Annotated in this window: 18 protein-coding genes; 2 read left to right on the top strand and 16 right to left on the bottom strand. The window is 53.8% G+C overall.

Translation table 11 applies throughout. The features are described 5' to 3' along the window. Positions 1-30: 30 nt before the first annotated feature. From J7I43_RS13425 to J7I43_RS13360, 14 genes are all read right to left on the bottom strand, one after another. Positions 31-549 (bottom strand): OmpH family outer membrane protein, encoded by a 519-nt coding sequence (locus J7I43_RS13425; protein ID WP_209146194.1) that lies wholly within the window; start codon positions 547-549, stop codon positions 31-33. A 65-nt stretch (positions 550-614) separates the two neighbouring features. Next, the gene (locus tag J7I43_RS13420; protein WP_209146193.1) at positions 615-3365 is read right to left on the bottom strand and encodes a BamA/OMP85 family outer membrane protein; all 2751 of its coding nucleotides are present in this window, start codon (positions 3363-3365) and stop codon (positions 615-617) included. Beyond that, complete coding sequence (locus tag J7I43_RS13415; protein ID WP_209146192.1) at positions 3346-4107, bottom strand: isoprenyl transferase; 762 nt, start codon at positions 4105-4107, stop codon at positions 3346-3348. The genes J7I43_RS13420 and J7I43_RS13415 overlap by 20 nt, the downstream gene beginning before the upstream one ends. Before the next feature lie 143 nt (positions 4108-4250). Further along, a complete protein-coding gene (gene porG / locus J7I43_RS13410) occupies positions 4251-5114 on the bottom strand; it encodes a type IX secretion system protein PorG (protein WP_209146191.1) in 864 nt (287 codons plus the stop codon). Between the two features lie 60 nt (positions 5115-5174). Beyond that, a complete protein-coding gene (locus J7I43_RS13405; RefSeq protein ID WP_209146190.1) occupies positions 5175-6065 on the bottom strand; it encodes an NAD kinase in 891 nt (296 codons plus the stop codon). After that, a complete protein-coding gene (locus J7I43_RS13400) occupies positions 6066-7580 on the bottom strand; it encodes a POTRA domain-containing protein (RefSeq protein WP_209146189.1) in 1515 nt (504 codons plus the stop codon). Positions 7581-7590: 10 nt separating this feature from the next. After that, complete coding sequence (locus tag J7I43_RS13395) at positions 7591-8253, bottom strand: CBS domain-containing protein (protein WP_209146188.1); 663 nt, start codon at positions 8251-8253, stop codon at positions 7591-7593. A gap of 112 nt (positions 8254-8365) precedes the next feature. Further along, a complete protein-coding gene (locus J7I43_RS13390; protein WP_209146187.1) occupies positions 8366-9151 on the bottom strand; it encodes an alpha/beta fold hydrolase in 786 nt (261 codons plus the stop codon). Between the two features lie 71 nt (positions 9152-9222). Beyond that, a complete protein-coding gene (locus tag J7I43_RS13385; protein ID WP_262898711.1) occupies positions 9223-9762 on the bottom strand; it encodes a CvpA family protein in 540 nt (179 codons plus the stop codon). Positions 9763-9771: 9 nt separating this feature from the next. Next, entirely contained in the window at positions 9772-10224 is a 453-nt protein-coding gene (locus J7I43_RS13380; RefSeq protein WP_209146185.1) for a GatB/YqeY domain-containing protein, read from the bottom strand. 28 nt (positions 10225-10252) lie between these two features. Further along, positions 10253-10612: a gliding motility protein GldC gene (gene gldC, locus J7I43_RS13375; protein WP_209146184.1), complete on the bottom strand. Its 360-nt coding sequence runs from the start codon at positions 10610-10612 to the stop codon at positions 10253-10255. A 41-nt stretch (positions 10613-10653) separates the two neighbouring features. Further along, on the bottom strand, positions 10654-11724 hold the full coding sequence (locus tag J7I43_RS13370; protein WP_209146183.1) for a glycosyltransferase: 1071 nt from the start codon (positions 11722-11724) through the stop codon (positions 10654-10656). Between the two features lie 90 nt (positions 11725-11814). Next, the gene (locus J7I43_RS13365) at positions 11815-12258 is read right to left on the bottom strand and encodes a hypothetical protein (RefSeq protein ID WP_209146182.1); all 444 of its coding nucleotides are present in this window, start codon (positions 12256-12258) and stop codon (positions 11815-11817) included. 49 nt (positions 12259-12307) lie between these two features. Next, complete coding sequence (locus tag J7I43_RS13360) at positions 12308-13438, bottom strand: ABC transporter permease (RefSeq protein ID WP_209146181.1); 1131 nt, start codon at positions 13436-13438, stop codon at positions 12308-12310. Between the two features lie 515 nt (positions 13439-13953). Between J7I43_RS13360 and J7I43_RS13355 the strand changes: the two genes are divergently transcribed. Continuing rightward, positions 13954-14946 carry a terpene synthase family protein gene (locus tag J7I43_RS13355; protein WP_209146180.1) on the top strand — a complete coding sequence of 331 codons (993 nt, stop codon included), beginning with the start codon at positions 13954-13956 and terminating at the stop codon, positions 14944-14946. A gap of 35 nt (positions 14947-14981) precedes the next feature. Here the strand turns inward: J7I43_RS13355 and J7I43_RS13350 are convergent, their stop codons facing one another. Beyond that, the gene (locus J7I43_RS13350; protein WP_209146179.1) at positions 14982-16127 is read right to left on the bottom strand and encodes a glycosyltransferase; all 1146 of its coding nucleotides are present in this window, start codon (positions 16125-16127) and stop codon (positions 14982-14984) included. 5 nt (positions 16128-16132) lie between these two features. Beyond that, on the bottom strand, positions 16133-16948 hold the full coding sequence (locus tag J7I43_RS13345) for an alpha/beta fold hydrolase (RefSeq protein ID WP_209146178.1): 816 nt from the start codon (positions 16946-16948) through the stop codon (positions 16133-16135). 96 nt (positions 16949-17044) lie between these two features. Here J7I43_RS13345 and J7I43_RS13340 point away from each other — a divergent pair, with 96 nt between their 5' ends. Next, positions 17045-18838, top strand: coding sequence for an acyl-CoA dehydrogenase family protein (locus J7I43_RS13340; RefSeq protein WP_209146177.1), 1794 nt, complete (start codon positions 17045-17047; stop codon positions 18836-18838). The last annotated feature ends 23 nt before the right edge of the window (positions 18839-18861 follow it).

Here is an 18861-nt window from a genome sequence, read left to right as displayed (position 1 = left end):
TTAAAATAGTTATAGGTCAAAGTATAAGGACTACTGCTTCTTCACCCCCAGGGATGTCAGTATTTCTTCGCTTTTGTCCAGTTTAGGATCGGAAAAGATGACGGTGATGCCGCCGGACTTGTCCAGCACGAAATCGTACATCCTGGTGGCTGCCAGCTTCTGCACAGCATTGTATATTTTGTCCTGGATCGGTTTCACCAGTTCCTCTCTTTTTTTGAACAGGTCGCCTTCGTAGCCGAAACGTTGTTTCTGCAGGTCTTTCGCTTCTTTTTCACGCGCAATGATCTCGTCTTCCCGTTTACGTTTCAGATCGTCGGTGAGCATTACCTGTTCGGCCTGGTACGATTTGTACATCTTGTCCACCTCCTGGAATTTCGCGTCGATCTCTTTCTGCCATTGTTCCGCCACGGCGTCCAGTTTTTTCTGCGCGTCTTTATAATCGGGAATGCTTTCCAGTATGTATTTCGTATCGATCACGCAGTAACGCTGAGCCAGGGCGCCAAACACGGTGCCCAGTACTAAAGCCGCGGTAATGAATAACTTTTTCATCTGTACTAGTTTTTGAGAATAAGGTTTTGCTTTGCAATCAGGCTTCGCAATATATAATAAATATTTTATTCCGGTTCAAAGCCCAGCATGAATGTGAATTTCGCTGCGTCTTTCAGGCCGCCCCCGGGTCGTATTCTATCCAATCCTATGCCATAGTCGAAACCAAGCAGGCCGAACATCGGCAGATAGAACCTGGCGCCCACGCCCACAGAGCGTCTCAGCCTGAAGGGATCGTATTCCTTGAAGTCCCTGTAACCGTTCGCCGCTTCCAGGAACACCAGGCCGAAAATTGTCGAGCTCGGGTTCAGACTGAATGGATAACGCAGTTCCACCACATATTTGTTGAACATGGTAAAGCCGGAATATCCCGGAGGGGGACCGCTGCTTTCCGGGTTCAGCTTCGGATTGGAGGTGTAATACACCGGGTAGCCGCGTTGTGAAATGATGTCCCTGTCGTATACCGCGAAGTTGCTCAAACCGTCGCCGCCCAATTCGAACCTGCCGAAGGGAGACAGCGTGGTGCGGTTGTTGTAACGCCCGAGGTAACCGAATTTGGCGGCCACTTTCAACACCAGCGATTTGTGATCGCTGCCGGAAGGTTTGCTCAACGGCACGTACCATTCGGCGTTCAAGCGGTATTTCTGGTATTCAATGAATTTGAACTGTTCCTGTATCGCCTGGCTTTTGTAGTCCTTGTCAGGATTAAGAACGGAATAAGGCGGCGTGAATTGCCCGTATAGCATGAAGCTGGAGCCGCTGCGCGGGAAGATCTGCTGGTCTACCGAAGAGCGGGCCAGCGTAAGCCTTAAGCTCAGGTTGTTCGCCACGCCGTTATCAAAACCTTCCAAACCGAAATAATTGAAGTCTTTCAGTTTGTAACGCTGATAGTTGATGGTGTACATCAGCGAGAAGAAGTCGTCTGGCCAGCGGAGCTGTTTACCGAGGGAAACGGAACCGCCGAGCACCCTGAAATACGCGCCGGGATTGGGTACCGGCTGGTTATAATATTCCGCGAACGCGTTCGGGTTCTGGTAAGTGCTGTAAAAACTTACGGAGAACGGATTCCTTTTTTTACCACCCAGCCAGGGCTCGGTGAAAGAGAAGTTGTAAGAGCGGTAAGCTTTACCGTTGGAAGAGATCCTCACGCTCAGCTTCTGGCCGTCGCCGCTGGGCAGCGGGTCCCAGGTTTCTTTCCGGAAAATATTACGGAGGGAGAAGTTGTTGAACGTTACGCCGAGCGTACCGGTGAGGCCGATGTAACCGCCCCAGCCCGCAGACAGCTCCAGCTGGTCGTTTGCGCGTTCTTCCACTTTATAGTCGATGTCTACCGTGCCTTCCTGCATGTTGGGCACGGGGTTGATGCCGATGGTTTCGGGGTTGAAGAAGCCGAGCTGTGAAATTTCACGCTGCGACCTGATCAGGTTCTGGCGGCTGAACCATTCGCCGGGAAGGGTCCTCAGCTCACGGCGCACCACGTGCTCGTTGGTTTTTTCGTTACCCGCGATGCGTATATCCTTGATAGTTGCCTGCGGGCCTTCCTGGATGCGGATCTCGTAGTCGATGGTATCGCCGCGGATGCCGATCTCCACAGGTTCCACCTGGAAGAAAAGATAACCGTCGTCCATGTAAAGCGAGCCAATGTCGCCGCCTTCAGGGCCGGGAGGGTTGCCGAGGCGTTTGTTGAGCAGCTCCAGGTTGTACACGTCGCCTTTTTTGATGCCAAGGCCACGGCTCAGCACGGTGTCGCTGTAAATGGTATTGCCTCTCCAGATGATGTTGCCGAAATAATATTTCCTGCCTTCGTCCACGCGCAGCTCGATGTTGAGATTGCCTTTGGCGGAAGGGTACAGGGTGTCTTCCACGATCTGCATGTCGCGGAAACCTTTCGAGTTGTAATATGCGATGAGTTTTTCCTTCCCTTCGTCGTATTTCACTTCGTTGAACTTGGCATTGGCGAAGAAGTTAGGGCGGAAATACGGGTTGAGTTTCTGCAGGGTGCGGGTGGGGGAAAGATAACTTTTGGTTTTCCAGTAATCGTCCGTCGTGGCCATGCTGTCTACCCAGGCGTCGGCCATTTCAGGATACAGCGTGAAGCGCGGCGTTTCCTTCGGGTCTTTCATTTTTTTCTTCAGCACATTGTCTGCCAGCGCATAGTTGCCCACCATGTGAATGTCGTTCACTTTCACTTTGTGGCCTTTGTCTACCCAAAAGATCACCGTGGCGGAGTTGATGGCCGGCGGCGGGTCTTTTTTCACTTCCATGCGCACGCTAACGTTACGGTAACCTTTTTCGGCGAAGTGTTTTTTCACCACGGCGAGCGTGTTCTGCTCGATGGCGTCGGTGATCACCTGGCCTTTGCGCAGGCCGGTCTTGGTAATAAAATCGTCGCTTTCGGTTTTCTTCACGCCTTTGAAAGTGAAGCTGGACATGCGTGGTTTTTCCACGAGCTCGATTTCCAGGAAGATCTTGTTCCCTTCTATTTTAGTGATATAGATCGCGATGTTTGAAAAGAGGCGTTGGCCCCAAAGGTTCTGGATAGCTTTGGCAAAATGGTCTCCCGGCAGCACGACTTTATCGCCAACGGCGAGGCCGGAAAGGGAAAGCAGTAATGATTTATCGAGAAATTCGGTACCGGTTACGGCAATTTCGGCAATTTCGAATTGCTGCGGGCTGCTGAGTGTAAACGGCGTAATGTCCGTTTGCGGCCTTCCGGGAGGCGGCGGGGGCAAGGTGTCCCGCTGCTGGGCACGCACAGATATTCCCGCGCTGCAACATAAAACTACGGCCAGTAGGCTTTTAGGAAACAATTTCTTCATTCTGCTGTATTTGTTCGCTTGTTTTGCCGAATCGACGTTCTCTGGTTTGATAATTTAAGATGGCTTCGTATAGATTCTCTTTGCGGAAATCAGGCCAGCGGGTGTTGGTGAAATAAAGCTCCGCGTAGGCCAGTTGGTACAATAGGAAGTTGCTTATACGGTGTTCGCCGCTCGTCCTGATCATCAGTTCAGGATCGGGCAGTTTTGCGGTGCACAGGTATTTTTCCCACACTTCGGGTGTCACTTCGTCCGGGTTCAGTTTCCCGTCTTTCGCGTCTTTCGCGATATTGCGAACGGCCTGCAGGATCTCCCAGCGGGCGCTGTAGCTCAGCGCCATTACGAGGCCCAGGCCGGTGTTGGCCGCCGTCATTTCTTTGGCTTCCTCCAGCTCGCGCTGGCAATGCGGGGGCAGCATGGCCATATCCCCGATCACGTGCAGCCGGATATTATTTTTGTTGAGGGTGCTCACCTCGTTCCGGATCGTGGTCACCAGCAGCTCCATGATGCCATTCACTTCGTATACCGGCCGGTCCCAGTTCTCGGTGGAAAAGGCGTATAAGGTCAGGTAGCCGATGCCCAGTTCGGCACAGCCTTCCACGATATCCCGCACACTTTCCACTCCCTGATGATGCCCGTAGAGCCGGTCCTGCCCGCGCTCCTTAGCCCAGCGGCCATTGCCGTCCATAATGATGGCAATGTGTCGGGGAAGTCGTTGCAGGTCTAATTGATCCTTCAAACTCATGACTATTTCAGGCGTGTTAATACAGTTTTACTAAAAGTGTGCAAAGATACAAAAATAACTTTATGGCCTTTCCGGCCAAGGCTGCGGGGTGGTTTTAACGTAGTTTTAACGGGAAAGGCGGCTGGTAGGGCATTTTAGCCCGGTCAGAATTTACAGCGGTAAGAGGTGAAAAGGATGCCCAGCGTCAGTTCGATAGTGGCGAACTGGTCTTTGTCGCGGCTGTTGCCCCGCTGCCTCCCGGCCTCGCCGATCGGCACGGGCCCGGTCACATAGGAACGGTCCTGCAGCACGGAAGCAACGGTTGCGGTGCCGTCGCTCTTTGTCGGGAAGGCGGCCAGGCCGGCATAGGTGGTGCTCACATCGTCCAGGTAATCGGTTTGCGAATAGCGGAAAAGCACTTCCAGCCCAAGGTTCAGCCTGCTGTTCAGGCTGTATTTCAACCCCCCGCCTATCAGCCAGGCGTAAGAGAACAGCGAATAAGGCTTGCGCTCGGGATACAGGGATGTGCCCTGCCCTTCGGTATGCATAGGCTGCAGGAAATATTTGTTGCCGTTGAGGAATGCGTAGGGATTGTAATGGAATACGGACGCCCCGAGGGTAAGGTACGGGCTGAACCGGTAATCCCGGCTGCCCGGCTCGAAACGGAAGAAGTTAAAGTCCCCCTGCAGGGCCAGCTCGAACAGATCGGTGTTGAAGCTCAGGTTGCGCCGCTGCTGGTAGCTGTTGGAGCTGTACACGTCGGAATACCCCAGCTTCATGTACCTGAACTGGGCTCTGGCGCCCACATAATCGTTGAAATATTTGCGGTAATAAATGCCCACCGTGGGTTTCACGGCCTGCAGGCCCGCATGTGTGTTGAGGTCGCCGAAATAATGGGCGCCCCCGGCGGTGAAGCCCAGTTCGCCGACATAACTCAGCTCCTGCTGGGCCACGGCCCTGTTCAGCAGCGAACCGGTCAGCAGGCAGGCGATGCCCATAACTTTAAAGTGGATACGCGAAAGCAGCATAAATATGACTAAGAACGTAAATTAAAGCATTTTCGTATGAAAAAAAGGGGTAATGGCAAGCTATTTACCACGGTTGTTGCGCGTATCGATGCCCCATAACAATTTGTTTCTCAGCCTGTGAAGGAAATTGCTCTCGTTCAGCCGCAACAGGTTGATGCTGAAATCCTCTTTTTTCACGGCCAGCTGCACGCGGTTGTCTATCACTTCCATCCGGCTGTCCAGCGTGCAGATGAACTGGTCGCTGCGGCCTTCCACTTCAAAGGAGATCACATTGTCGTCCGGCACCACGATGGGCCGCACGTTGAGGTTATGCGGGGCTACGGGCGTGATCACGAAGTTCGCCGCTTCGGGGAACACGATGGGGCCGCCGCAGCTGAGGGAATAACCGGTGGAACCGGTGGGCGTGGCCACGATCAGCCCGTCCGCCCAATAAGTATTCAGGAACTCCCCGTTCAGGTAAGTATGGATCTTGACCATCGCGGAGGTGTCTTTTTTGTGAATGGTAAATTCGTTGAGCGCGTAAGGCACTTCGCCGAACAGGGGCGAACTGGCGTCGAGGTGAAGCAGGGTACGTTTGTCTATCACATAATTTCGGCTCACCAGCGAGTTCACCACTTCGTGTATCTCGTGCCGCCCGATGCTGGCCAGGAAGCCCAGCCTGCCGAAGTTCACGCCCATCACGGGGATATCTTTTTCGCGGATAAAGCTCACCGTATCGAGCAGCGTGCCGTCTCCGCCGAGACTTACGAGAAACTCGATGCGCCCGTCCAGGTCCTCGGCTTTGGAAAACGTGTCGGTTTGCGCCGGGAAGCGGATATGCTGGCGGATCTCCTTGAAAAAAGGCTCATACACCACCGGGATAATCTCCTGGCGGCCCAGTTCATCCAGCAACAGTTGTATATCTTCCAGGTCTTCTTTAACAAAGCCGCGGCTGTAAAGGGCTACATGCATTTACATATCCAGTTTAGCGTGTAAAAATAGTCCTTTTTCTCCCATTTGGTTGATACTGTATTCGAAGCGCACGCAGGTGTCGTAAAACGATACCACGTCGATGCCCAGCCCGGCCGTGTACAGCATACGGTTATTCAGGCGGCCATGCAGGCTTTGCCGGCTGTAACCATAACCCATGTCGCCGTAAGCCTTCGCCAGCACGCGGATGGGGAGGTTGCTGAACTTTTTGGGCACGATGGGCAGGTGTATCTTGAAATTAAGCAATTCCCGGCGCAGCGTGCTTTTCAGGATAAAAAAGGCCGTGCCGTCCACCACGTAATATTCCAGGCCGCGGAGATAATCGTCACCATACCCCAACGCCCTTACGCCGATATAAGGCTGTTTATCAGGCAGTTTGCCCTGCCCGAGCAAACTCAAAGCCCCGTACGTTTTTTTCGCCAGCTGCCAGTAACGCGCCGCTTTCACGCGCACCCGCACATAATCGAGGTCGCTGAGGCCCGCCAGGCCCGCTTTCGACACTTCCCCGAGAAACGAACGCCCTACCAGCGGGTATTGCCAGCTGTCTGCCTGGATAAACTGCAGCCGGTAACCCAGCTCCAGGTACCGGATGTCCGTTCGCCCGCCGCCGAGGTAACCGGGGTTGAGGCGAGCCACGGTATCGTTCACGGATTCGTTGTAATAACCGATGTAAAACTGGTGTTTGGTGGAAATTGCCTTGCGGTAGGTGTAGGTGGCGCTGGCGGAAAACTGGCGCCGCAGGAAGTCGTCTTCCCGGTAAAATTGCTGTTTGTTGTAATCGGAAATATAGTTCACTTCGCGGTTGCGGCTGTAAGACACTACAAACCCCACCCCATGGCGGAGCTTCCGGTCTATATAAGGCAGGTTGTAGCCCAGCAGGAATTTCTGTGTATACCCTACCGTTACATCGCCGTACACATCGTCGTTGCGGCCGGTCAGGTTGTCCTGGAACACTTTCAGGCCCACGTTCACACGGTCGAGGCTATGGTTTTTCTCGACCCACCACTGGTTGAAGTTCCGGTCTGCCAGCTTGAATATGGGAAAAGCGAGCAGGTACCAGCGTTCCAGCACGTCGAAAGCAAGGTCTGCCTGGTTGCCTTCCCAATTTTTGACATTGGCCACCACGTTGAGGAAAAGGGAAGTATTGAGCAGCTGTTTGCGGTCGGTTTCGAGGGTTTGGGCCAGGTTGCGCAGGCGGATGGTGTCGCCGGACTGAATGCCCAGCTCGCGCAGCACGATAGAGGTGCGGGTGCGTTTGTTGCCGGATACGAGGATATTGCGCACCACGATGTACGCAGTGTCTGCCACGGCGCCGATAACGGGCACAGGAGCGGGTTGGGGAACGCTGTCTTTGATGATCTTCTGCACGGTTTCCTTGAGGGGCTCGGGCACTGTGTCTCCGGCGGGCGGTAAATTCCCTGCCTGGCCGTGTGCGGCCTGCGCAAACAGCAGGCACAGCCAGAAGCCGGTCGTATAAATAACAGTGCGTAGGAACATTTGTCGGAAACTACATGCTGATGTAATTCATGAGCAGGTCATAGTTCTTTTTGAGCAGGTCTTCTTCCAGCTCTTCACTGAACATGTATTTGATGTTGTAATTAAATCTCTCGAACGTGGCTACGAGCCCCTGCATCTCTTGCCGGTTGGTTTTCAGCAGCACTTCCAGTTTGGCGGTGCCGGGATTGTTGATGGTATTGACGCTGAGAAGGGTTACTTCGTTGCTTTCCGCGATGCGGGCGATCTCGCTGAGACTGTAATCCCTGGGCTCCACTTCGAGTACCAGCAGGCCGCCGGGCTCCTTTACGCCGTTGTATTGGGCGAGAATGGCCAGCAGGTTGTCTTTCGTGATGAGGCCCAGGTATTCTCCCTCCCGGGTGATCACGGGCAGTACGGAGAGTTTCAGGTCGTAAAAAAGTTTGAGCGCTTCGTAAAAATGGGCGCCTTCCATCACGGCGGGCTTGAACGCGTTGAGGGGGGCCGATTCCAGCAGCAGGTCGGGGTCTTCCCAATCGAGTATCTGGTCTTCCTCCACGAGGCCCAGGTATTTATTGTCCACTACCAGCGGTAATTGCGTCAGGTGAAATTCGTTCATGAGACGCAAAGCTTTTGCACCGGTATCCATTGCGTGAAGTACCGGCACAACGGTAGAGATGAGTTCCTGTGCCAACATATTCGTTCGTGTTTCAGTTACAATAATAGCAAAGAATATTCCAATACCGCCAACAGGGAGTATTAAAAATTACATAAACACGGAGCAATGGCGCAGCAGCCGGGATGAACGGTTAGCCCGCATTGGCCCCTACAGCCTTGTTGTTCAGTCTTTTCAGGAAGTCGTGCATGATGACGTTGAACTCTGCGGGTACTTCCATCATGGGGGCATGACCGCATTTGTCGATGAAGTGGAGCTCCGAATTAGGTATCAGGCGGTGGAACTCTTCGCCCACCATGGGCGGCGTAACGGTGTCGTTATTGCCCCAGATCAGCAAGGTGGGCGCTGTGATGGTTTTCAGTTCGTCTCCGAGATTGTGGCGGATGGCGGATTTGGCAAGAGTGATGATCTTGATCACTTTCAGGCGGTTGCTGGTGATCTCGAACACTTCGTCTACCAGTTCCTTGGTGGCCATGGCCGGGTCGAAGAAGGTAAGCTCGGTTTTGCGGCGGATGTATTCATAGTCGCCGCGTTTGGGGTAGGTTTCGCCCATGCCGTTCTCGAACAGGCCGGAGCTGCCGGTAAGTATGAGGGATTTTACGTCTTCAGGGTGTTTCAGGATATACACGAGCGCAACATGCCCTCCGAGGGAGTTGCCCATCAGGTGATAGTTCTTGTAACCGCGGGTTTCGATGAATTTGTGCACGTATTTGGCGAGGCCGCTTACGGAGGTTTCCAGGATGTTCAGATCAAATAAGGGCAGCATCGGGATCACCACTTTGTTGTACTGCCTGAAGTATTCGAGCAGCCCGCTGAAATTACTCAGGGCGCCGAATAAACCGTGCAGCAAAATCACCGGTTCTCCTTCTCCTTCTTCGATGTATTTAAACTTGCCCTGTGTTTTGATTTCGTAATTCATTACCTATGCTTGAAGTCAATTTTGCGCTAAAATAATTCTTTTTCTTAATTCAATTACTCCCCTGGATGAGGCTATTTTACGGGTATTTCCCTGGCAGCGTGTTCAAAAAATCCTTCCAGCGCGGCGAACATATCCTTGAAAACGGGGATCACGCTTCCCATTCTTTGCATTACCCAGGGCCCCACAGGTTCAATATAAGGATAAACGGCGGATTGCAGCTTGGTTTCAGGGCTCAGCCAGTACACCTGGTTCGCCATCCATAACATTACGCTGAATACCACCGTGAATATCAGCACATACAACAGGATGCCGCCCAGGCGGTTCAGCCATCCCAGCATGGACCATTGCACGATCTTTTCCAGGGCGGCGGCGCCCAGTCTTACCAGTATCACCACGCCCAGGAACACCGCCATAAAACAAAGCACCGGCCACCAGCGGCCCTGCATGCCCGATTGCTCCAGGTACGCGGCCAGCACGGCGGAGAGTTTCAGCGCGGCCGCCAGGCCTAAAATGCAGGCCACCAGCGAAAACACCGCTATGATGAGGCCGCGCGAAAAACCCCGGTATACGGCAAATGCCATTAGGATCGCAAAAACAACGTCTATGGCCAATTTGCCAGGTTATTTGGTCAACAATTCCTTTACAAGCGCGGAGATCGTTTTGCCGTCCGCTTTGCCGGCCAGCTCTTTGGTGGCCGCGCCCATCACCTTGCCCATATCCGCGGGTGAAGATGCTCCCACGGCTGCAATGATGCCCTGCACCGCAACGCGCAGCTCGGCTTCGTCCATTTGTTTGGGCAGGTAACGCTCTATCACCGCCAGTTCTTCCTCTTCTTTCACGGCAAGGTCTGCACGGTTCTGCTGGCGGAAGATATCGATAGAATCTTTTCTTTGTTTGGCGAGTTTCTGCAGCAGCTTCAGCTCGTCTGCTTCGGTAAGCTCGCCGCTGGCGCCTTCCGCTGTTTTAGCGACCAGCACCGCCGCCTTGATGGCGCGCAGGGCGCGCAGCTCCGCTTCCGCTTTAGCCAGCATGGCGGTTTTGATAGCGCCGTTGATATTGAGTTCCAATGACATATTTCCTGTGATTTAAGGTCTTCGGGTCTTATTTTTTCTGTTCCTGTTCCTGGTTCTTCAGCTTTTCCTCGAATTTTTTGTAGAAATCCTCGGCGAACTTGCGCAGGTCGTTAGCCTGGTCGCCCCAGGGAGTGGCGCGCTGGTAAGTATCGGCCATGGTCATGAAGGTCTGGTAAAAGAAATCGGCCATTTCATCCACCATCATTTCTTTCGTCCAAAGATCTATGCGCAGGGCGGTTTTGTCTGCCCCGTCCCAGAAAGCCACCATCATAGCTTTTGCTTTGTTCATTTTGTCTGCCGTGCTGTCTGTGGCCGTCCATTCGATCGTTTCAGGCACTTTCTGTTCGTCCAGCCCCACCTGGATCGTTATGGTAGATTTCTTTAACATACGTTGTTTTGATTAGAAGATGCAAAAATAAGCATTTCCCGCTAGGCGGTAATGGCCTGCCCGAGCTGGCCCGCGGCATCGTCCCAGCTGGGCACGCGGCTGATGTGATCCAGCAGGCGGCTGCGCAACAGCTCGTCTTTGTAAAGGGCGCTCATTTTTTCGGACAGGTCCGTCACGTCGCCGGGCACCGCGTTGAGGGCCGCGTCTTTCCCCGCTTCGGTGGAAGCGCCGGCAAACAGCACCACGGCGGGCACCTGGCACCGCTGGGCCTGCAATACGGGTACCGCCAGGCCGTCCGCACCGGCGGCGTGCACCAGCGCATAGGCGCCGCCGATCAGCTTCGCCAGGTTTTCTTCTTCCACTTCCTGCAGCCAGATCACGTCTTCCCGGAATTTATAGGTCTGCAAAGCTTCCGCGATCTCTTCCCCTTCCGGCGTAAGGTCGCCCGCCAGCACCAGCTTAATATTGGAGCGCAGGCGTTTTTTCAGCATCGAAAAGGCTTTCAGCAGCGGGATGATGTTATTGTCCGGGTGAATTTCGCCTACGGCGATAAAATATTCCATGCCGCCGGCAAATTCCTGTTTCACCAGTTCCCGCTCTTCCCAGTTCAGCGGCATAAAGATCTCGGAAACGCCGGGAACCAGCATGTTAAATTTTTGTTCCAGCCCGCCGTAACGCCCGCCGATCTGCTCTTTCATAAATTCGGAGAATACGTTCACGGAACGGAAGCGGCGGATATATTCGGAGGTAGACGGCCGGTCGGGCAACGAGGTTTTGCGCGTGAGCAGCAGGTGGGCCTGCACTTCCGCCGGAAAAGGCAATACATCGTCGATGCACAGCAGCCGGTCGGTCTTATATTTTTTCAGCAGCCGGTTCCATTGAAAACGGCGCCAGAAATACTGGCCGATGCCTCCGCCCGCAAAAGGTTTCAGCACGGCGATCTCGCAATTGGGCGGCAGCGCGGGGCGCGGCTCCCAGGGTTTGCCTGCAATAAAAATAAACTCCGCATCGGGGTGCAGGCTGCACAACCGGCTCATCAGTTCAAACGGCACATTCCCCGTGTTTGCCGCACTGTCTTGCATCAGGGGGAGCGCATTTACGGCTATTCGCATGATTCAATTCTGTTCCAACAATGCACAAACCTAAATAAAAAAAGGGTGTTCGTTCCGGAATCACCCTTTTATATTGAAAGAAGTATATTTTTAAGGCACTTTGTTCAACACGCCGAACCGGAAGGTTTTGGTGTTGGTAGGATCGTTTTTGGAAGTGACGGTCACCACGATGCTGGCCACTCTCAGGCTGGGCAGGTTGATCAGGCTGATATCCGCCGTGTTGGCGGTAACGGTCACCGGCGCGTTCTGCGGGATGGGCTGCCCTGCCGGGTCCAGCGCGGTAACGGTGATGGTCACGCCGTCTTTCGGCAGCGGCGTGGAAGTAATGTTCACCTTTACGCCAAGCGTGGCGCCGGGCGCGGCATTATCGTCGCGGTTGAGTTTGATGTCTGGCATCGTGATCACCAGTTCTGCTTCTTTCGGCGGAGGCGGTACGGGATCTCCGTCGCCGTCGCCTTTCTTTTTCTTTTTGCATGCAACGGCCGCCACGGTGAAAACGCAGAGGAGAATGAGGAGGTATTTCTTGTAGGGCATAGCAGATGTGGTTAAAACTTATTAAAATTAGAAATAATTCTAATGCTATTCAAATTTTTCCTTTCACGTCCATCGCGTCGCGGAGGCCGTTGCCTAACAGGTTGAAGGCCAGCACCAGCAACATGATCGCGAAGCCCGGCGCCAAAGCTAAAAGAGGGTTATGGGTGATGATAAAATTATAGTTTTCCTTGATCATCAGTCCCCACGAAGGCTGCGGCGGCTGCACGCCCACGCCCAGGAAACTGAGGCCCGCTTCCACTACGATGGCCGTGGCGAAATTGCTGGCAGCCACTACCATCACGGGGCCGAGAATGTTCGGCAGGATATGCCGCAATACCGTGCGCACATGCCCGTAACCTAACGCCCGCGTGGCTTCCACGAACTGCAGCTCGCGCAGCCCCATTACCTGCCCGCGGATGATCCTCGCCACGCTTACCCACATGGTAAGCCCCACGGCAATGAACACCTGCCAGAAACCCTTGCCCAGCGCGAGCGTGATGGCAAATACCAGCAGCAACGTGGGCACGCTCCAGATCACGTTGATCAGCCACATCACCGCCTCGTCCGTCGCGCCGCGGAAATAACCGGCCACCGCGCCCAGGAAAATACCGATGGTCAGCGAGATCAATACCGCGATGCAGCCCACGCTCAGGCTTACGCGGGTGCCCACTAAGAGACGGCTTAAAATGTCGCGGCCGAATTTATCCGTTCCCAAACGATAATGCCGCAGCACGATCTGTTCTTTTCCGATCTTCTCCCGCGCCGCTTTCACATCCGCCACTACGGTCTCTTTGCCGTACAGTGCCTGCGCCAGCGAGTACACGCCGGGCGCGGTGGTAGCTTCGTCTACATATTTCTCCACGTACAACGAATCGCCGTCGAACTTCCAGGCAGTAACGGGTACCCATGTATCACCGGATTCCTGCCCGTACACCAGGCGGTGCAGCCAGCTGCGCTGTGGCGGCGGCACGGCGGAAGGAACGGCAAGCATATGGATGCGGAAGCCGGGTTTCTGACCGCTGATCTCGAGTATCATACGGTTGGCGTAGGGCGTATGGTCGGGACTGAGAAAATAAGCGAAAATGCCCGCCAGCAGGGCCAGCAGTATCACCGCCATGCCCGCCATCGCGCCTTTGTTGCGTTTCAGCCGCTTCGACGCCTGTTGGGAAAAAGATGCCATTACGCCAAGTTAAGCCAAAGCGGGGATTTATTCACATTAACACCTGTTCATTTATTTTCATTTATTTATATAGTTTATGTGTAATTCATTGCCTGTTACATATTCGCAGCGCATCACACGAAATTCAACGCCCTTCTATCTTCCCGCTTTCACTTACGCAGCAAAAAAAGCCTTAAATTTTAAGAACATGAAGTTCAGTTTAAGACAAGTTTTATGCACGTTATCCCGTTTAAGACAAAATACCTGATGAAGGACAGTTTAGGACAAATAATCAACTCAAAATCTGATTAGCGTTACGGTGGGGTAATATCCAATTTGTTTCCAGGAGAGTTCCGACAAAAGGCGCAGAACAGTTTAAGACACAGGCAGGGAGCGGGCTCCCGCAAACGTCCGGTACCCATTATTCACGTTCAGACACAGATGCAGGATGGAACATCCCTTTTACGGCGTATGCCCGCCGCAATCCATGATGCTTTTTCTAGTAACCATTAATATTTAATCATTAAACGACGTTTATGCTTACACTCCAATTGCCGCAGATCTACTGCCCTTTCCCGACTATGCTCAATCCCTTCGCCAAAGAAGCAGAAAAACACACCACAGAATGGGTGAGCCGTTTTGGCCTCGTTAAATCTGAAAAAGCCTGGGAACGTTTCCGCCGCGCCAAGTTCGCCATGCTTTCTTCCCGTGCCTTCCCGACTGCCGGCAGGTACGAGCTTTGTATTGCCGCGGAATTCAACACCTGGCTCTTTTTGCTGGACGACAAAAACGACGAGTCCATGTTCGGCAAACTCGATTTTCTCCAGATGGTGCATTCCTTCGTAGGCATGATCCTTCAGAACAACCGCGTGGTGGCGCCGGACGAAGGCATGCCGCTGGCGCTCAGTTTCGAAGACCTGTGGAAACGCATGAAACGCATCAGCAGCCACGCCTGGCAGAAACGTTTTGTGCAGAGCATGACCGATTACCTGGACGCATGCCTCTGGGAAGTGGAAAACCGCATCCGTCACCAGGCCCCGACCGTAGCGGATTACATCGAAAAACGCCCGTACACCGGCGCGTTGTTTGCAGACATCGAGCTGATCGAAGTGCTGGAAAGCATTTACCTGCCTGACGAAGTGCGGATGCATGAAACCGTCGTGCAGCTGTCGCTTGCCTGCAACAACGTGGTATGCTGGGCCAACGATCTCTTTTCTTTCGACAAGGAACGCCGCCAGGGCGATGTGCACAACCTGGTGGTGGTACTGAAGGAAGAAAGGGATCTCAGCCTGGAAGAAGCCGTGGCTGAAGCCGCACGCATGCACGACGCGGAAGTGCGCCGCTTTATCGCGCTCAGCGAATCGCTGCCGGCCTTCGGTGCGGAAGTGCAGGAAGAGCTGCAGCGTTATGTAACGGTGCTGATGGCGTGGATGCGCGCCAATCTCGACTGGAGCTTCCAGGACACTGCGCGTTACCGCATGAACATTACCGAAACCGCGAGCGGCAACTGGCTGATCTCACGTTTGTAGTTTGCTGAAAAGACGATGAAACACGGAAGGGGCGGTTATTTCACCAGCCGCCCTTTCCATTCGTACGTCCCGAACTTGCCCAGCCAGCCGGCGAGCACGACGTACAAAATGTGGAATGGCTGACCAGGGACGAACCAGGGGAGCAAAGAATTTTTCCCGAAAAAACCCGCCACCGGCGCAAGGAAGATCATTTCCACCACGATCTTGAATACGATCAGCCAGCCGAGCCACATCCACAACTGCGGGCTGAAAATGGCCACGATGGCTGTTAACGTAAGCATCACGTTCCAGAGGTATACAAGCACCAGCACGCGGGTAATGCGTTTGTCTTCGTACTTGTCCGCCTTCGACGACCAGCGCACGCGCTGGTTCATAAAACCTTTCACCGTTTCGACGGGCAGCGTGCGCACAATGGCGTCGCGGCTTTTGAGATACCGTACGCCGTCCGGGTATGCGTGATAGATCTTGTACATGAGCAGCATATCGTCTCCGGAAGCGATCATATCGATGCCGGTGAAGCCGCCGACCTCTTCGAAGGCGGTCTTTTCATACGCAAGGTTCGCACCGTTGCACATGGTGCCCGATTGCAGGTACGCTACCGCGCCGGTAATGCCCTGCATGGTCATGAAGTCGAGCGACTGGAGTTTCTGAAAAAATCCTTCTTCCCGGTGATACGCCACGGGCGCGGCGATGAAGCGTGGGCGGTAGGTCTCGTAAAATTTCACGATGGATTCGAGCCATTTGGGGCCCATCACGCAATCCGCGTCGGTGGTTACGATGAGGTGGCCGGTAGCTTCGCTGATGGCGAACTCGATGGCTTTTTTCTTGTAGGAGTTGAGGCGCTGGTGTTGGCTGAGGCGGTCGCTCATGCGGATGAGGCGCACATTGGATGCCGGGAAATACCGCACGACGTCCGCAGTGCCGTCGCTGGAGAAATCGTCCGCAACGATCACTTCGAACAGGTTGGCCGGATAACTTTGCTGCTGCAGCGCTTCCAGCAGCGCGGGCAGGTTTTTTTCTTCGTCCCTTGCGGGGATGATCACTGAAACTTTCGTATTGAAAGTATATGCGTGAGAAGCAGGATCAAATTTTTTTAATCTGCGCCAGCCGTATGTATACGACAGCATTAATATCCCATACAAAAATGCGAGGCCGAGAGTGATGATCAATAAAGCATTCATGCTTACTAGCTCCTGATATTTTTTCTGATGATGAATCCTAATTCTTCCGAGATCAGCTGGTGCCCCTTATCCAGCACCAGTATTTTAGCGGGAAAGGTCCCGTCCGCGAAACGCTCCCCGAAGGCGGGAGGAATAACACGGTCGTACCGCCCGAAGATCAAAATGGTATCGATGTTGTAACGCGCCAGCAGGCTTTTGCAGCGGCGGCGGGAGGGCATCATTTTCCTCATAACGGTCCATACATTATAAACCAGCTGGCGTTTCTCTGTTTTGTCCATGCTGTAAAACGCGAACTTATAGACGCTTTCGTTCAGCATCCCCCATTTCTTCCAGAGGGTGAGCAACCGGAAGAACAGGGCGGGGTGGTGCGTGTTGTACAAAAAGATACGGTTGCCAATTTTGGTTTGCGTGGCAAACATATGCCACGGGTTATTCCTGAGCCCGTCCGGCGCGGCCATTACCAGGTAACCGATCTGCGCCGCCATTTCTTCCACCAGGCACAAAGCCAGCCTGCCACCCATACTATAACCCATAAGGGAGAACGTTTGTTTGCCGAACCTTTCCAATATTTTTCCGACCAGCGCCCGGAGGTCCTTTTTTTCAAACGCCCGCTGCTCGTTCCAAACGGTTTGCCCGTGAAAGGGCATATCTAACGCGACGATAGTGAATATATTGCCCAGCGCCGGTTCCAACGCATGGAAGTGCGCCCCGCTTTCGCCGAACCCGTGAAGGCAGATCAGCAAATCGCCGCCCGAACCGGTTACGATGCCGGAAAACGAACTGTTGAGATATGGAAGGGAAATGTCCACTTTGTTTTTCAATACGAATGGCGAATTTAGAACTTATTGCACCGTAATCATAATTTGCCAATTGCCATAAACTCGGTAAATTACGAGTAGACTAAAAAATCATGCAAGATGGATACCGCGGTTAACAGCAAAGCAGCCCTCAAAGGGGCGGAGTTCCTGGTGAAAGAGACGGCCCCGGCCGGAGTTTTTATTCCGGAAGATTTTTCGGAAGAACAACTGATGATCAAAGAAATGGCCGAACAGTTCGTTGCCAAAGAGGTAACGCCCGTGCTGGACCGGCTGGACAAACTCGAGGAAGGCCTTATGCCTTCCCTGCTCGATAAAGCCGGCGAACAGGGCTTGCTGGGCGCTGCTTTCCCGGAAGAGCTGGGCGGCCTCGGCAAAGATTTCATCACCGCAACCCTTATCAACGAAGCCCTCGGTTCAGGCCATTCTTTTTCCGTGGCAATGGCCGCGCATACCGGCATCGGCTCGCTGCCCATCCTTTATTTCGGCACCGAAGCGCAGAAACAGAAATACATTCCCAAACTGGCTTCCGGTGAAATGAAAGGCGCATACGCCCTCACAGAGCCCAATTCCGGCTCGGACGCGCTCAGCGCCAAAACCACCGCCAAACTCAGCGCCGACGGCAAACATTACGTGCTCAACGGCCAGAAAATATGGATCACCAATTCCGGCTTTGCCGATGTGTTCACCGTTTTTGCCAAAATAGACGGCGATAAATTCACCGGCTTCATCGTCGAAAAAGGCACGCCCGGCTTCACGCTCGGGCCGGAAGAACATAAAATGGGCATCAAAGGCTCTTCTACCCGCCAGATCTATTTCCAGGACGCGCAGGTGCCCGTGGAAAACGTGCTCGGCGAGATCGGCAAAGGCCATCTCATCGCTTTCAACATCCTCAACATCGGCAGGCTGAAACTCTGCGCGGCCGCGCTCGGCGGCGCAAAAGGAAGCCTCGATATCGCCATTCATTACGCCAATACCCGCGAACAGTTCAAACAGCCCATCGCGCAGTTCGGCGCCATCAAACATAAAATGGCCGAAATGGCCACGCGCATCTGGGTCTGCGAATCGGCCCTGTACCGCACCGCGCAGCTGATAGACCAGAAAGAGCACGAACTGCTGGCCGAAGGAAAAGCCTTCAACGAAGCGCTGCTCGGGGCCGCGGAAGAATACGCCGTGGAATGCGCCATCCTGAAAGTGAACGGCTCCGAAGTGCTGGACTTCGTGGTGGACGAAGGCGTGCAGATCCACGGCGGCAACGGCTTCAGCGACGAATACGTGATCTCAAAAGCGTACCGGGACAGCCGCATCAACCGCATCTTCGAAGGCACCAACGAGATCAACCGCCTGCTCACGCTCGACATGACGCTCAAACGCGCCATGAAAGGCAAGCTCGACCTTATGACCCCGGCCATGAACGTAATGAAGGAGCTGATGAGCATCCCCGATTTCGGCAATGAAGACGAAGGGCCTTTCGCCAAAGAAAAAAAGCAGATCGCCAATATGAAAAAAGCCATCCTCATGACGGCGGGCGCCGCGGTGCAGAAACTCATGATGAAAATCGAGCAGGAACAGGAAATACTGATGAACATCGCCGATATGGCCATCGAAACCTTCGTGAGCGAAAGCGCGCTGCTGCGCATCATCAAGCTCACCGAACTGAAAGGCGAAGCAGCCGTGGCCCTGCAGGCGGACATGGTGCGCACTTACCTGACCGACGCGGCAGACAGGGTGAACAAATCCGGGAAAGACGCCATTAACGGTTTCGCCGAAGGAGACGAACAGCGCATGATGCTGCTGGGGCTGAAACGTTTCACCAAAACAGAGCCTTTCAATACCAAAGAAGCGCGCCGCCGCATTGCAGAGAAACTGATCGCAGACAATGCCTATACGTTCTGATCTTTCACGCTTATAAATATCTT

The organism is Chitinophaga chungangae (genome assembly GCF_017742215.1).
GTDB classification, from domain to species: domain Bacteria; phylum Bacteroidota; class Bacteroidia; order Chitinophagales; family Chitinophagaceae; genus Chitinophaga; species Chitinophaga chungangae.
Note: the sequence above shows the minus strand (reverse complement) of the source record. Positions and strands in the feature narration are given on the sequence as shown.